Genomic DNA, 15086 nt, shown 5'->3' on the forward strand with positions numbered 1-15086 from the left:
CCGGGCGCCAGGTCTTCGGTGGCCAGGTGATCAGTGTCGCCAAAGGCCTGCCACTGGCCGTTGGCTCCCTTGCGGGCCGGTTCGTCGGTCGCAACGCGCCCGGCCACGGCCCTTGATCGCGCGAACACGCCCTAGCCATCGCGGCTAGTGCGTCCGGCCCTGCGTCGCACGACGATCACCGAGGGAACGGATTTCGCCATGACGCCTCCGGCGGATCGCTCCGTTCCGTCACCCAAGGAGATCGCGACATGCAGGTCGAACGCAGCGTCTATCGTGAGGACCACGAGACATTCCGCACCACGGTGCGCCGCTTTCTCGAACGCGAGTGCGTGCCGCACCAGGCCGAGTGGGACCGCGACGGCCAGGTCAGCCGCGAGGTCTGGCTAAAGGCCGGCCGCGAGGGCCTGCTGTGCACCACGCTGCCCACCGAATACGGCGGCGGTGGCGGCGACTTCGGCCACGCGGCCATCATTGCCGAGGAGATTGCGCACGCCGGTGTCGGCGGCCTGTCGATCGGGCTGCATTCGGACATCGTGGCGCCCTACATCCACCGCCTGGGCACCGAGGCGCAAAAGCAGAAGTGGCTGCCGGGCATCTGCCGCGGCGAGCAGATCCTGGCGGTGGCCATCACCGAACCGGGCGGCGGCTCGGACGTGAAATCGCTGCGCACCACCGCCGTGCGCGACGGCGACGACTACCTCATCAACGGCACCAAGACCTTCATCAGCAACGGCTTCCTCAGCGACCTGGTGGTCGTGGTGTGCAAGACCGACCCGGCCGCTGGCGCCAAGGGCGTGAGCCTGGTCGTGGTCGAGACGGACCGCCCCGGCTTTCGCCGCGGCCGCAAGCTCGACAAGGTCGGCATGCGCGCCCAGGACACGGCCGAGCTGTTCTTCGACAACATCCGCGTGCCGGTGGCCAACCGGCTGGGCGACGAAGGCAAGGGCTTCGCCTACCTGATGCAGGAGCTGCCGCAGGAGCGTTTCATGATCGCCGTCAGCGCCGCGACCAAGCTCGAGCGGCTGCTCCAGCAGACCCTCGACTACGTGAAGGACCGCCGCGCCTTCGACCAGACGGTGTGGGATTTCCAGAACACGAAGTTCAAGCTGGCCGACATCAAGGCCCAGTCGGTGGCACTGCGCACGATGGTCGACCACTACCTCGCGGCCCACATGAGCCGGCGCCTCACGGTGGAAGAAACCGCCATCGCCAAGCTGTTCGCCACCGAGACGCTGTGGAAGTGCATCGACGACATGGTGCAGCTGCACGGCGGCTACGGCTACATGCTGGAGTACCCCATCGCACGCGCCTTCGTCGACATGCGCGTGAGCCGCATCTACGGCGGCACCAGCGAAGTGATGCGCGACCTGATCTCGCGCAAGCTGTAGGCCGGGCAAGCCGGCACCTCAAACAAGGAGCATCTTCATGATCGACAGGAACATCATCGGCATGGCTTTCCCGCCCTTTGCCATCACCGCCGAAGCCGGGCAGCTGCGCTTCTTCGCCAAGGCCATCGGCGAGACCGATCCGGTCTACTTCGACGAGTCCGCCGCGCGCGATGCCGGCCACCCCACCTTGCCGCTGCCGCCCACCTTCCTGTTCTCGCTGGAACTCGCGCGTCCGCCGAGCAACTGGCGCGAAGAGGCCGGCATCGAATTGGCGCGCGTGCTGCACGGCGAGCAGTCCTTCACCTACCGGCGCATGGCCCATGCGGGCGACACGCTGCACTTCGACAGCCGGGTCACCGACGTCTACGAGAAGAAAGGCGGCGCGCTCGAGTTCGTCGTCATGGAAACCCGCGTCACCAACCAGCGCTCGGAGCACGTGGCCGACATCCGCAAGGTGCTGGTGCACCGCAATGGCTGAACAACACAAGGAGCACCCGATGAAGACCCTGAATTTCGACGCCCTCGAACCCGGCGACACCCTGCCGCCGCTGGCGCTCGCCCCGATCAACCGCACGACCCTGGCGCTTTTTGCCGGCGCATCGAACGACCACAACCCGATGCATATCGACTTGGACTTCGCGCAGCGCGGCGGCATGCCCGACGTGTTCGCGCACGGCATGCTGTCGATGGCCTACCTGGGCCGCCTGCTGACGCAGTGGGTCGACCAGCGCAAGGTGCGCCAGTTCAACGCGCGCTTCGCCGGCATCACGCACCTGGGCCATGCCATCACCTGCACGGGCGAGGTCATCGAGAAGTTCGAGGCCGGCGGCGAGGAGCGGGTGAAGGTGGAGATCCGCACCACCAACCAGGACGGCGAGGTGAAGATCCTGGGCGACGCAGTCATCGCGCGCTGACCCGGCCCGAACGTGGTCCCCGGTGCCACGGCGCCGGGGACCGCGCGATCGATCACTGCATGAAATTCGGCCCGGCCAGCTTGACCAGTTCGCGCGTGCGCACCGATTCGCTGGCGATCATGGCGCTGAACGGCTCCCGCCCCGTGCCGGCGAACTCCCCACCGCTGATGCGCACCACCTGCTCGCGGAACGCGGGGTCTGCGGCCGCGCGCACCATCAGTGCCTCGAACTTGCCGGCAATCGGCGCCGGCGTCTTGGCACGGATCGCAAAGCCGATGAAGGTGAAGAGCGTGTAGTCGGCCACGCCACCTTCCTGCACGGTGGGCACTCCCGGCATCAACGCGTGGCGCTTGCCCGAGGACACGCCCAGCCCGCGCACCTTGCCCGAGGCGATCAGCGGCGCCGCACCGCCGACGTCGGTCAGCGCCGCGTCGGCCACCCCGCCGATCACGTCGGCGATGGCCTGCGAGGCGCCCTTGTAGGGAATGGCATTGAACTTCACGCCCGCCCGGCGCGCGAGGTCCAGCGCACCCAGCCGGTACGAGTTGCCGTAGACACCGATGCTGACCGACCCCGGCGCCTTGCGGGCCGCGTCGAGCAGATCGCCCAGCGTCTTGAACCGCGAGTCGGGCGATGTCACCAGCACAGCCGGAATGCGCACCAGGTCGAGCATCGGCGTCAGGTCTTCCACCTTGTAGGGCAGGTCCTTGATGACCAGCGGATTGATCACCATGGTGCTGTTGCTCACGAGTACCACCGAATGGCCGTCCGCCGGCGCGCCCAGCAGGTTCTGCGTGCCCACGACAAGATCGGCGCCGGGCCGGTTCTCGACGAAGGTCGCCTGCCCCGAGACGGCCCTGAACTGCTCCGCCATCAGCCGCGTGAGCGTGTCGCCGCTGCTGCCGGGCCCGATGGGCACGATGAAGCGCACCGCGCGGGATGGATAGCCTTCGTCGGACTGGGCCTGCGAGAGCGCAGGAACGGCCAGGGCCAGGGCCAGCCATGCGGCACCGATCTTCTTTTTCATGTCTTGTCTCCTTGGAGGGTCTTCACGTGAGCGCGAGTGCGGCAGCGCGCGCGGCCTGGTCGTTCGCGTCCTGCTGCGCCTGCATCTCGCGCCACAGGATCTTTCCGGTCGCGGTCTTGGGCAGGGCCTCGACGAACTCGACCAGGCGCGGAACCTTGTAGGCCGACAGGCGGGTGCGCGCCCATTCCGTCACCGCCTCCGGCGCCAGCGTGCCGCGCGCCGCCGGACGCAGCACGACGAAGGCCTTGACGGTCTCGCCGCGGCGCGCATCGAAGGCCGAGATCACGCAGGCCTCCTGCACCGCCGGATGGCCGTACAGCGAGGTCTCGATCTCGGCGGGCCAGATCTTCAGGCCCGCCGCGTTGATCATTCGCTTGAGCCGGTCGGTGACATAGAAATAGCCGTCCTCGTCGTGATGGCCGATGTCGCCGCTGCGCAGGAAGCGCTTGCCGTCGATCTCGATGGTCGCCGCCGCCGTGGCCTCCGGCTGGTTCCAGTAGCCCTCGAACAGGGTCGGCGCATGGATCACGATTTCCCCGGGGTGCGCGGGCCCCAGTTCCGCGCCCGAATCCGGATCGATCACGCGGGCATCGCAGTTGATGTGCGGCACGCCCGCGCACTGGCGCCGCGCCGCATGGGGCGGGTTGATGTGCGAGGCGCCGCAGGCTTCCGTGAGGCCGTAGCTTTCGATGAAGGACAGCCCCAGCCGTTCCTCGATCTTGCGGATCAGCGCCTCGGGCATGGCCGTGGCGCCGCCATAGAGGCGCCGCAGCGACGACAGGTCGCGCTGCGCAATGTCGGGCCGCGAGAACACCTCGGCCAGCATCGGCGTGACGGCGCACCAGGCGTACAGGCGCAGCCGCTCGATCAGCTCGACCACCGCGTCGCCATCCCAGCGCGACAGCAGCACGACGGTGCGCCCGACGTAGATCGCCAGGTTCATCACGTTCATGCCGGCCAGGTGGCTGGCCGGCAGCACCAGCAGCTCGGACTGGTCGGCCTGCTCCGACAGCCACTGCACGCGCTGCAGCGATGCATGGGCAAAGTTGCGGTGCGTCAGCATGGCGCCCTTGGGCTTGCCGGTGGTGCCCGAGGTGTAGGCCACCACGGCAAGGTCGCCGCCCCCGCCCTGCATCGGGGTCGGCGCGATGCCTGCCGCGAGCGCGCCGGAGAACGTGTGCAGCCCGGGGCCGGCCAACGGCCGCCGCGCTTCGCGCACGAACTCGGGGATCTCGAGGAAGGGCACCGCCTCCGGCGGTCCGGCGAACTCAGAGACCGCGCCGACCACGCAGCCGTCCAGGCGGTTGTCGTCGAGCAGGGACTGCGCCCTGTCCATCATGTCCTGCGTGGCGATCAGCACCCGCGCGCCGGAATCACTGGCGTAGTAGGCGACCTCCTCGGCGGTGCTCATGGCGTTCATCGCCACCACCACGGCATCGCACCGCAGCACCGCGTAGTAGGCGATGACGAACTGCGGGCAGTTCTGCATCAGCAGCATCACGCGGTCGCCGCGCCGCACGCCCAGCCGCTGCTGCAGGTAGCCGGCCAGCGCCAGTGCATCCGCATGCAGGCTGCGGTAGCTGGTCGAGCGTCCGTAGTAGGAGATCGCGACCTTGTCCGGCGCGGCCTCGGCGCTTCTGGCGAGGTGGCTGAACAGGTTGCGATCGGCCACTTCCAGCGTCTGCGGAACGCTGGCGGGCCAGTGTGCGTAGTGGCGGGTCAACCGTGCCATGAAAGCTGCCTTGAGGCGTGCCTGGCTAGAAACCGCCGCGCCCGCCGCCGCAGATCAGCGTCTGGCCGGTGACGTAGTTCGACTCCGGAATGCAGAACATGTAGACCGAGCCCGCCGCTTCCTCGGGCGTGCCGGGGCGGCCCAGCGGAATCTCGCTGCTGGCGCGCTCGATGGTCTCGGGGCGCACGCCGATGCGGATTTCCTTGCCCTCGATCTGGATCGTCTTGGCTTCCTTCACGGGCTGCGTGAGCCGGGTCGCGATGAAGCCGAAGGCCACGCAGTTCACGTTGACCTTCATGCGGCCCCATTCCTTGGCCAGCGTCTTGGTCATGCCCACGAGGCCCGCCTTGGCGGCCGAGTAGTTGACCTGGCCCGTGCTGCCCTGCGTGCCCGAGATCGAGGAGATGTTCACCACCTTGCGAAACACCTCCTTGCCGTTCTCGGCCTCGGCCTTGCTCACTTCGCGGAAGTACGGCTGCGCGGCGCGCAGCACCTGGAACGGCGCCTTCAGGTGGCAGTCCAGGATCGCGTCCCACTGCTCGTCGCTCATCTTCTGGATCACGTTGTCCCAGGTGTAGCCGGCGTTGTTGACGATGATGTCGATGGCGCCGAAGGCGTCGAGCGTCGCCTTGACGAAGCTGGTGCCGAAGTCCGGCGCGGTCACGCTGCTGGCGAACGCAACGGCTTGGCCGCCGGCGGCGCGGATCTCGGCCACCACCTCTTCGGCCGGTGCGGCGTCGAGGTCGTTGACCACCACCTTGGCGCCTTCATGGGCGAGCTTCAGCGCGATGCACCGGCCGATGCCGCGTCCTGCGCCGGTGACCATGGCCACTTTGCCTTCGAGATTTCTGTTCATGCTTGCTTTCTCCTGTGGATGAATTTCAAAGGGCGGCCACCACGGCTTCGCCGAGGATCTTCACGTCGCCGTTCTGGTTGGCGCACTGCACTTCGACACGCAGGCGCGGCTCGCCTTCGTGCTCGAAGCGCTCGGTCACGCGGCCGGTGCACAGCGGCACGTCGTGCACCTGCGTGATGCCGGTGAAGCGCACATGCAGGCGCCGCAGCCGCTCCTGCCCCGCCCAGTTCGTGACCAGTCGTCCCACGTAGGCGGCCGACAACATGCCGTGCGCGAACACGTCGTCCAGGCCGGCATTGCGGGCGAAGTCGATGTCGATGTGAATCGGGTTGTGGTCGCCCGAGGCGCCGGCATACAGCGCCAGCGTGGTGCGGGAGATCGCGGGCAGCTGCAGCGCGGGAATGCTGTCGCCCACCTGCAGGTCTTTCAGTGCCGGGGTCGTCATGTGGTCATGCCTCCGCAAGCTGGCGTTGCACGAGGGCCGTGCGCAGGTCGGCGATGTGCACGCCGTCCTGGTTGGTCACGCGGGTCTGCTTCACCAGGAACTCCAGCGCGCCGCCCTTCTTTTCGTAGACGTCGACGATCTTCGGCTCGTAGCTGAGGACGTCGCCGGCATAGGCCTGCGCGTGGTATTCGTAGCTTTGCTCCGCATGCAGCAGGCGCTTGAGGTCGATGCGGGCCAGGTCCAGCAGCGCGCGCGTCTGGAACAGCCGGCCTTCCAGGCACGACAGGAAGGTGGGCGGCACGCGCAGCGCGCGGTGGCCGGCGTCGCGTGCCGCGGACGCATCGAGGTAGGTCGCATCGGTCTCGCCGATGGCCTGCGCATACGAGCGCACAGCGCCCTCTTCGACGGTGAGGCTGCGCTTGCCGAGGGCGTGGCCGATGAGGTTGCGGTCGAGCATGTCGCCTCCCCGCTCAGTTGCGGCCGTACAGCGTCACCACGCAGGCGCCGCCCAGACCCAGGTTGTGCTGCAGCGCGAGCGTCACGCCGTCCACCTGCCGCTGGTCGGCCGTGCCGCGCAGCTGGTGCGTCAGCTCGTAGCACTGCGCGAGACCCGTTGCGCCCAGCGGATGGCCCTTGGACAACAGGCCTCCCGACGGATTGGTCACCACCCGCCCGCCGTAGGTGTTGTCGCCGTCCTCGACGAACTTCTCGCCCCCGCCCACCGGGCACAGGCCCAGCGCTTCGTAGGTCAGCAGTTCGTTCTGGGCAAAGCAGTCGTGCAGCTCGCAGACGCGGATGTCCGCGGGGTCGACGCCAGCCTTCTCGTAGACCTTGTTCGCCGCCGCCTGCGCCATGTGGAAACCGGCGTAGCTGATCATCGAGGGCGGATCGAAGGAGGCGACCGGGTCGGTGGTCATCGCCTGCGCAAGGATCTGCACGTCGCTGCGCAGGCCATGCTTCTTCGCGAACTTCTCGGACACGATCAGCGCGGCGGCCGCGCCGCAGGTCGGCGGGCAGGCCATCAGGCGCGTCATCACGCCGGGCCACATCACCTTGTCGTTCATCACGTCCTCGGTGCTGAGCACGTTCCTGAAGATGGCCAGCGGATTGGCGGCAGCATGCCGGCTGGCCTTGGCGCGGATGGCGGCGAAGGTCTGCATCTTCGTGCCGTACTTCTGCATGTGCTCGCGGCCCGCGCCGCCGAAGGTGCGCAGGGCCTGCGGCAGCTCGGGCACGTCGGCCGTGAGGTCGCTCACGATGTGCGAGACGCGGGCCCGCGTGCGGGGCCGGTCGTCCCAGTGCGATTTGAGCGCGCCGGCCTGCATCTGCTCGAAGCCCAGTGCCAGCACGCAGTCGGCGTCGCCCAGCGCCACGGCCTGGCGCGCCAGGTACAGCGCGGTCGAGCCGGTCGAGCAGTTGTTGTTGACGTTGACGACCGGAATACCGGTGAGCCCGACTTCATACAGCGCCGTCTGCCCGCAGGTCGAGTCGCCGTACACGTAGCCCACGTACGCCTGCTGCACCAGCTCGTAGCCGATGCCGGCATCGGCCAGCGCGCGGCGCACCGCATCGGCGCCCATGTCGGTATAGCTCGGGCTCGCACCGGGCTTGGCAAACGGGATCATGCCGACACCGCCGACCAGGACTTTTTCACTCATGGTTTCTCCAGTTCAGTAAGGGGGAAGAAGGAAGGAAAGTCGTAGGAAGCGCAGTGCCTACAGCTTGCGTGCGATGAGGTCGCGCATGACCTCGTTGGCGCCGCCCACCACGCGCGAGACGCGGTAGTCGGTGAAGGCGCGTGCGATGGGGTACTCCAGCATGTAGCCGTAGCCGCCGTGCAGCTGCACCATGTCGTCCAGGCACTTCCACAGCGCCTCGGTGGCGTACATCTTGGCGATGGCGGCCTCCTGCACGCTGAGCTTGCGGCGCAGGTGTTCGCCCAGGTAGTAGTCGACCATCGTGCGCACGGCCACCGACTGCGCCTTGACGTCGGCCAGCTTGAACTTCGTGTTCTGGAAGTCCCACACGGTCTGGTTGAAGGCGCGGCGGTCCTTCACGTACTCGAGCGTGAGGCCGAGCAGGCGCTCCAGCGCAACAGCGGCATACAGGGCGATGATCAGGCGCTCCTGCGCCAGCTCCTGCATGAGGTAGGCGAAGCCCTGGTTCTCTTCGCCCAGGCGATTGGCCACGGGAACGCGCACGTTGTCGAAGAACAGTTCGGCGGTGTCGGCCGCGGGCTGGCCCACCTTGTCGAGCTTGCGGCCGCGGCGAAAGCCTGCGCGGTCGGCCTCGACCATGATCAGGCTCACGCCCTTGGCGCCGGCGGCCGGATCGGTCTTGCACACCAGCAGCACCATGTCGCAGCTCAGGCCGTTGCTGATGAAGATCTTGCTGCCGTTGATGACGTAGTCGTCACCGTCGCGCACGGCGGTGGTGCGGATCGCCTTCACGTCGGAGCCGCCGCCCGGCTCGGTGATGCCCACCGCCAGGATCTGCTCGCCGCGGCAGATGCCGGGCAGCCACTTCTGCTTCTGCGCTTCGGTGCCCAGGCGCACGATGTACGGCGCAATGATGTCGGAGTGCAGCGAGAACCCCGCGCCCGACACACCCGCGCGGTGCACCTCTTCGAGCACCACCGCCGCATGGCCGAAGTCGCCGCCACCGCCGCCGTATTCGGTCGGCACCGTCACGCACAGCAGGCCTTCGCGGCCGGCCTTGAGCCAGGTCTCGCGGTCGATCCGGCCGGCCTGGTCCCACGCCGCCTGGCGCGGCACGCACTCGCGTTCAAAGAAGCGCTGTGCGCTGGGCCTGAGCATTTCGTGGTCTTCACGAAAGACCGTGCGATTCACATCCACTGGGAGCTCCTCTCGATGCGTCTGTTGATGGAACTTCGGCGTTGGGGAAACCGGTCGCCTTGGGGTTCATGATCGCCACTCGCCGCGCAGAATTCACTAGCCGTAATGGCGAGTCGGCGCGCCCATTCAGTCCATCTTTGCCCCGGAGATCCGCACGAGCTTCTCGATGACCGGCCCGCTGGCTTCGAAGCCCTCGCGCGCCTCCTTGGCGCTGTTGCCAACGCCGATCAGGCCGAAGACCTGGAACCGCGCCTTGAGCTGCACGGTTTGAATGGCCGCCCGCGCCTCCTTCTCCAGGCGGGCGAGCGCGGGCGGCGGCGTGCCTGCGGCCACCATCATGGTCAGCCCGCCGATGATCTTGAACTCCGGGTCGCGAAAGCCAGCCTCGATCAGCGTCGGCACGCCCGGCAGGTCGTCGAGCCGCTGCTCGCCCACCACGGCCAGCGGCCGCAGCTGGCCGCTCGCGAAGTGCGGCGACAGGGAGCCGGCCGTGGCGAAGGCCCAGGGGATGTGGCCGCCGATGAGGTCCTGGATCATGGGCGCCTCGCCCTTGTAGGGCACATGCGACATGCCGAGCTGCCGTGATTCGCCAAGGTAGGAACTCATCAGGTGCCCGGACGAGCCCACCCCATAGGAGCCGTAGCTGACCTTGCCCTTGTTGGACCTGGCCCATGCAATGAACTCCGTCATGTTCCTGGCAGGCACATCCTTGTGCACCGCCAGCACCAGGCTCGCATCGCAGATGTGCGTCACGAAGGCGAGGTCCCGACGCACGTCGTAGGGCACCTTCGAGAACGTGTGGTGCGCGTAGTAGATGGGCGTGGTGTGCGTCACCAGCAGCGTGTAGCCATCGGCGGGCGCACGCGCGACAAGCTGCGTGGCCAGCATGCCCGACGCGCCGGGCTTGTTGTCGACGACGATGACCTGCCCCAGCGCCTTGCCCATCGCGTCGGCCAGCGACCGTGCAATGGCATCCGACGCGCCGCCGGCCGGCGCGGGCACGACCATGGTGATGGAACGGGTCGGAAAGCCCTGGGCGAAGCCCGGAGCGCTGCACGCCAGGGCGGCGGCGAGCACGAAGGTCTGGATGCGGTGCATGGCGGGTTCCTCGCCGGACGCACGGTCCGGACAGATGGCAGGACGGACAGGTCGAACGCGAAAGGGCCGCCGGCGCGCTACTCCGGCTGAAGGCCCGTGGTCGTGATGTAGTGCTTCCAGCGCGCCTGGTCTTCGCGGATGGCCTTCGTGAACTCAGCCGAGGCCGCCGGGTAGGCCGCCGTGCCGCGCCGCGCGAAATGCGCCTGGGCTTCAGGCGACGCGACGAACTCCACGGCCAGCAGCGAGAGCTTGTCCACGATGGGCCGCGGCGTGCCGGCCGGCGCGAACAGGCCCAGCCAGCTCGTCAACGTGGCATCACCCAGGCCCAGTTCGCCCAGCGTGGGCACATCGGGCAGCGCCGCAACGCGCACCGGGCTCGACACCGCCAGTGCCCGGAGCTTGCCGCCTTCGACCTGCGGCACGGCCTGCGACACCTCCAGCATCGCGTAGTCGATGGTGCCGGCGAGCAGGTCGGGCAGCATGCCCGACGAACTCTTGTAGGGCACGTCCAGCGCCTGGACCTTCGCCAGGCCGTTGATCGCCGCGGTCATGACCTTGTAGCCCGATGTGCTGGTGCCATAGCTGAGCTTTCCGGGATGGGCACGCGCGGCCGCCAGCAAGGCGTCCAGGCTGCGGTACGGCGACGTGGCCGGCACCGTCACCACGATGGGGACCACGGACATGCGCGCGATCGGCATCAGGTCCTTGTTCGCGTCGTAGGGCAGGCTCTTGAACATGTAGGGGTTGGCAGCCACGGCGCTGGCCACCGCCAGCAGCAGCGTGTAGCCGTCGGGCGCCGCCTTGGCCACGTGGTCCGACGCCAGGATGCTGTTGGCGCCGGGCCGGTTCTCCACATAGAACGACTTGCCGGTCTTGTCGCTGAGGTACTTGGCGGCCAGCCGGGTGAAGTCGTCGACCCCGGTGCCCGCGCCGCTGACCGACACGATGCGCACCGGCCGGTCGGGGTAGGCCGCGGGCTGCGCCGTCGCCGATGCGGCAAGGCCCAGCAAGGCCCCCCACAGGCTGAGCCGCAGGACCCGCCGGTGCAGGGTGGTGGCATCTTGCGAGTGCGTGAACATGGTCTTGTCTCCTGGTGAAAGTCGGAAAGCCGCAACGACGAGAACCGTCTGAAAAACTCAATGCCTGCCGTACAGCGTGACCACGCAAGCGCCGCCCAGGCCCAGGTTGTGCTGCAGCGCCAGCCGCGCACCCTCGACCTGGCGCTTGTCCGCGGTGCCGCGCAATTGGTGCGTCAGCTCGTAGCACTGCGCGAGGCCGGTGGCGCCCAGTGGATGGCCCTTGCACAGCAGGCCGCCGGACGGATTGGTGACGACACGGCCGCCGTAGGTGTTGTCGCCGTCCAGCACGAACTGCTCGGCACCGCCTTCGGGGCACAGGCCCAGCGATTCGTAGCTCAGCAGTTCGTTGTGAGCGAAGCAGTCGTGCAGTTCGACCACCGGGATGTCCCGCGGATCGACGCCGGCCTGTTCGTAGACCGCGCGCGAAGCGCGCTGCGCCATGTAGCTGCCGACGAAGCCTTTCATGGTCGGCGGCTCGAAGGACTCCTGCGGGTCCGTGACCATGGCCTGCGCCAGGATCGCGACGTCGGTGCGCAGGCCGTGCCGCCGCGCGAACGCGGGCGAGCAGACGACCGCTGCAGCCGCGCCGCAGGTGGGCGGGCAGGCCATCATGCGGGTCATCACGCCGTCCCACATGACCTGGTCGTTCATGACGTCTTCGGTCGTCACGACCTTCCTGAACAGCGCCAGCGGGTTGTTCGCCGCATGGCGACTGGCCTTGGCGCGGATCGCGGCGAAGGTGGACATCCGCGTGCCGTACTGGCGCATGTGCTCGCGGCCGGCGCCGCCGAAGGTCACCAGGTTACGCGGAATCTCGCCGGCATCGCCGCACAGCGCGTCCTGGATCGGCAGCACGTCGCCGCGCGGGATCGGGCGATCCGGGAAGTTGGAGCGCGTGGCCCCCGGCTGCATCTGCTCGAAACCCAGTGCCAGCGCGCACTCGACCTGTCCGCTCTGCACCGCGGCGCGTGCCAGGTAGAGGGCGCTGGAGCCGGTGGCGCAGGCGTTGTTGACGTTGAACACCGGAAGGGCCGTGCGGCCCACGCGGTACAGCACGCCCTGCCCGCAACTGGTGTCGCCATAGACATAGCCCGCGAAGGCCATCTGCAACTGGCCGTAGCCGATGCCGGCGTCAGCCAACGCCAGGCGCACGGCATCGCTGCCCATCTCCAGGTAGTTGGGGCCTGCGCCGGGCTTGGTGAAAGGCACCATGCCGACGCCGGCGACCAAAACGTTGTCAGTCATGCGGTTGTTCCTTCGCGATTCAGGAGGTGGACCGCCCGGCCGCCATGCGGTCCCAGTCGTAGCGGAAGGCGCCGTCGCGCGCGAAGTCGGCCACGGCCTGGGCGTGATAAGGCGTCTGCATGGCCACGGCCTGCGCGCTGGCCTCGGCCGTGAACATCGCGGCGCAGTCGGTCTCGAAACTTCGGTTGACCAGGTTCTTGGTCATGCCGGCCGCCTCGCGCGGGCCTGCGCACAGGCGCTGCGCAAACGCCCTCGCCTCGGCCTGCAGCGCATCGTCCGCATGGACCGCATGCACGAGACCCCAGGCCTGCGCCTCCTCGGCCCCCAGGCGGCGCGCCGTCAGCATGAGCTCCTTCGCGCGGGACAGGCCCACGATGCGCGGCAGCGTGTGCAGCAGGCCGAAGTCGGGCACGGCACCCAGGCGCGCGAACGAGGCGCAGAACACCGCACGCGTCGATGCGAGCACGAAGTCGGCCTGCAGGGCCAGGCCGAAGCCCGCGCCGTAGGCCGGCCCGTCGACCGCGGCAACCACCGGCACCTCCAGTTCGCGCAGGCGGGTCAGCCACTGGTGCGCCTTGCGCAGCCGGCTGCGCATGTAGTCCGCCGTCGCCACGTTCGGGTCGGTCAGCCGTTCGCGCATGAACTTGACGTCGCCGCCGGCCGAGAAGCTGCCGCCCGAGCCGGTGATCAGCAGCACGCGGATCTCGCGGTCGCTCTCGACGCGCGCGATCACGTCGACATAGTCCATCTGCAGTTCGGTCGACAGCGCATTGCGCAGCGCCGGGCGCTGATGACTGAGTTCGGCGATGCCGCCCTCGATGCACAACTGCGACGCGCGCAGGGTTTCGGTGGTGTCGTTCATGTCTGTGGTTCCTGGTTCAGTTCAGGCTTGGCATAGCGCTCGCGCAGCGCGCGCTTGTAGAGTTTTCCGGTGGGAAGGCGCGGCATCTCGTCGATGAAGTCCACCGAGCGCGGCAGCATGTAGCTCGCGACCTTGCCGCGCAGGAAGGCGATGAGCGCTTCGGCCAATGCCGGCGTGGGCGCCACGCCGGGCGCGGGCTCGATGACGGCCTTCACGGCCTCGCCCATCTCGGGGTCGGGCACGCCGATCACGGCGGCGTCCTGCACGCTGGGATGCAGGGCCAGCGCATCCTCGATGGCCTGCGGGTAGATGTTCACCCCGCCCGAAATGATCATGTAGAAGAGCCGGTCGGTCAGGTACAGATAGCCGTCCGCGTCCAGGTGGCCGATGTCGCCGATCGCGGTCCAGTTCGGGTGCCGTGGATGCTGGGCCGCGCGGGTCTTGCCGGGGTCGCGGTGATAGTGAAAGGGCAGCTTGTCGCGCTCGAAATAGATCAGCCCGTCCTGGCCCGCCGGAAGCTCATTGCCGTCGTCGTCGCAGATGCGCAGCACGCCCAGCACGGCACGGCCCACCGAGCCGGGGTGCGCGAGTGCTTCGCGGCTGTCGATGGAGGTGAGGCCGTTGCCCTCGCTGCCGCCGTAGTACTCCACCACGATCGGGCCCCACCAGTCGATCATGCGGCGCTTGACCTCGGCAGGGCACGGCGCCGCGGCATGGATGGCCACGCGGTGGCTGGACAGGTCGAAGGCTTCGCGGGATGCGTCCGGCAGCTTCAGCAACCGGATGAACATGGTCGGCACCCACTGGCTGTGGGTGACGCGGTAACGCTCGATCAGTGCCAGCGACTCGACCGCATCGAACTTGGGCATGAACACCACGGTGCCGCCGAAGAAGTGCGTGTTGGTCGCATAGGACAGCGGGGCCGCGTGGTACAGCGGCGCCGTGGACAGGTAGACCGAATCGGCGTCGAACTTGTACCGGTGCATCATCATCAGGCGCGGGTCGGCCACGTCGTCGTCGAAGCGCGCACGGGCCGCCGCGCGCACGATGCCCTTGGGCCGGCCAGTCGTGCCGGAGCTGTACAGCAGCGTGCCGCCCACCCACTCCTCGGCCAGCCGCTGCGCCGGCGCGCCGGCCACGGCCTGCTCGTAGGACTCCCACCCGGGAATGACGCCGTCGATCATCAGCCGCCGCGCGCAGTGCGGCGTGGTGCCGGCCAGCTCGGCCGCGACACCGGCCATCGCGACCGAGGAGATCAGCACCTGCGCACCGCTGTCCTCCACGATGTAGGCCACCTCCCCCGCCGTCAGGAACCGGTTGACCGCCGTCAGCAGCAGCCCCGAGCGAAAGGCCGCCCAGGCCACCTCGAAGCAGCGCATGTGGTTCTCCAGCAGCATCGCGATGCAATCGCCGCGGCGCAGGCCCTGCGCGTACAGCACCTGTGCGAGCCGGTTGGAGCGTTCGTCCAGTTCGCGGTAGCTGAGGCGCTCGCCGCTGCTGCCGTTGATGACGGCGGGCTTGTCCGGCGTCAGGGCCGCAAAGTCTCCAAGGTAGTTCGCCGTTTTCATGCGGTGCCTCCTCGCGC

The 15086-nt window shown here is 68.4% G+C and carries 15 protein-coding genes; 3 read left to right on the forward strand and 12 right to left on the reverse strand.

The genetic code is table 11. The features are described 5' to 3' along the window. Nucleotides 1-248 precede the first annotated feature (248 nt). From AC07Y4_RS11335 to AC07Y4_RS11345, 3 genes are read left to right on the forward strand one after another with little or no spacing between them, the layout of a single operon-like run. The gene (locus AC07Y4_RS11335; RefSeq protein ID WP_495274536.1) at nt 249-1388 is read left to right on the forward strand and encodes an acyl-CoA dehydrogenase family protein; all 1140 of its coding nucleotides are present in this window, start codon (nt 249-251) and stop codon (nt 1386-1388) included. A gap of 37 nt (nt 1389-1425) precedes the next feature. After that, nucleotides 1426-1866: a MaoC family dehydratase N-terminal domain-containing protein gene (locus tag AC07Y4_RS11340; protein WP_354345040.1), complete on the forward strand. Its 441-nt coding sequence runs from the start codon at nt 1426-1428 to the stop codon at nt 1864-1866. 19 nt (nt 1867-1885) lie between these two features. Then, nucleotides 1886-2302 (forward strand): MaoC family dehydratase, encoded by a 417-nt coding sequence (locus tag AC07Y4_RS11345; RefSeq protein WP_062482834.1) that lies wholly within the window; start codon nt 1886-1888, stop codon nt 2300-2302. Nucleotides 2303-2354: 52 nt separating this feature from the next. Here the strand turns inward: AC07Y4_RS11345 and AC07Y4_RS11350 are convergent, their stop codons facing one another. From AC07Y4_RS11350 to AC07Y4_RS11405, 12 genes are all read right to left on the reverse strand, one after another. Continuing rightward, on the reverse strand, nt 2355-3329 hold the full coding sequence (locus AC07Y4_RS11350) for a tripartite tricarboxylate transporter substrate binding protein (protein WP_495274537.1): 975 nt from the start codon (nt 3327-3329) through the stop codon (nt 2355-2357). A gap of 22 nt (nt 3330-3351) precedes the next feature. Then, the gene (locus AC07Y4_RS11355; RefSeq protein WP_495274538.1) at nt 3352-5061 is read right to left on the reverse strand and encodes an AMP-binding protein; all 1710 of its coding nucleotides are present in this window, start codon (nt 5059-5061) and stop codon (nt 3352-3354) included. 25 nt (nt 5062-5086) lie between these two features. After that, entirely contained in the window at nt 5087-5917 is an 831-nt protein-coding gene (locus AC07Y4_RS11360; RefSeq protein WP_492727698.1) for an SDR family NAD(P)-dependent oxidoreductase, read from the reverse strand. Between the two features lie 25 nt (nt 5918-5942). Continuing rightward, nucleotides 5943-6362 carry a MaoC family dehydratase gene (locus AC07Y4_RS11365; protein ID WP_062474016.1) on the reverse strand — a complete coding sequence of 140 codons (420 nt, stop codon included), beginning with the start codon at nt 6360-6362 and terminating at the stop codon, nt 5943-5945. Between the two features lie 4 nt (nt 6363-6366). Then, nucleotides 6367-6819, reverse strand: a complete 453-nt coding sequence (locus tag AC07Y4_RS11370; protein ID WP_495274539.1) for a MaoC family dehydratase N-terminal domain-containing protein — start codon at nt 6817-6819, stop codon at nt 6367-6369. Nucleotides 6820-6832: 13 nt separating this feature from the next. Then, complete coding sequence (locus tag AC07Y4_RS11375) at nt 6833-8020, reverse strand: lipid-transfer protein (protein WP_495274540.1); 1188 nt, start codon at nt 8018-8020, stop codon at nt 6833-6835. Nucleotides 8021-8077: 57 nt separating this feature from the next. Next, nucleotides 8078-9217, reverse strand: a complete 1140-nt coding sequence (locus AC07Y4_RS11380; RefSeq protein WP_495274541.1) for an acyl-CoA dehydrogenase family protein — start codon at nt 9215-9217, stop codon at nt 8078-8080. Between the two features lie 126 nt (nt 9218-9343). Continuing rightward, complete coding sequence (locus AC07Y4_RS11385; protein WP_495274542.1) at nt 9344-10315, reverse strand: Bug family tripartite tricarboxylate transporter substrate binding protein; 972 nt, start codon at nt 10313-10315, stop codon at nt 9344-9346. 77 nt (nt 10316-10392) lie between these two features. After that, complete coding sequence (locus tag AC07Y4_RS11390; RefSeq protein WP_495274543.1) at nt 10393-11394, reverse strand: Bug family tripartite tricarboxylate transporter substrate binding protein; 1002 nt, start codon at nt 11392-11394, stop codon at nt 10393-10395. 57 nt (nt 11395-11451) lie between these two features. Next, nucleotides 11452-12639, reverse strand: coding sequence for a lipid-transfer protein (locus AC07Y4_RS11395; RefSeq protein ID WP_495274544.1), 1188 nt, complete (start codon nt 12637-12639; stop codon nt 11452-11454). Nucleotides 12640-12658: 19 nt separating this feature from the next. After that, nucleotides 12659-13501, reverse strand: a complete 843-nt coding sequence (locus AC07Y4_RS11400; protein ID WP_495274545.1) for an enoyl-CoA hydratase/isomerase family protein — start codon at nt 13499-13501, stop codon at nt 12659-12661. Then, nucleotides 13498-15069: an acyl-CoA synthetase gene (locus AC07Y4_RS11405; protein WP_495274546.1), complete on the reverse strand. Its 1572-nt coding sequence runs from the start codon at nt 15067-15069 to the stop codon at nt 13498-13500. Before AC07Y4_RS11405 ends, AC07Y4_RS11400 begins: the two co-directional genes overlap by 4 nt. Between the last annotated feature and the right edge of the window lie 17 nt (nt 15070-15086).

It is taken from the genome of Variovorax sp. GW460-12-1-14-LB1 (genome assembly GCF_059423605.1).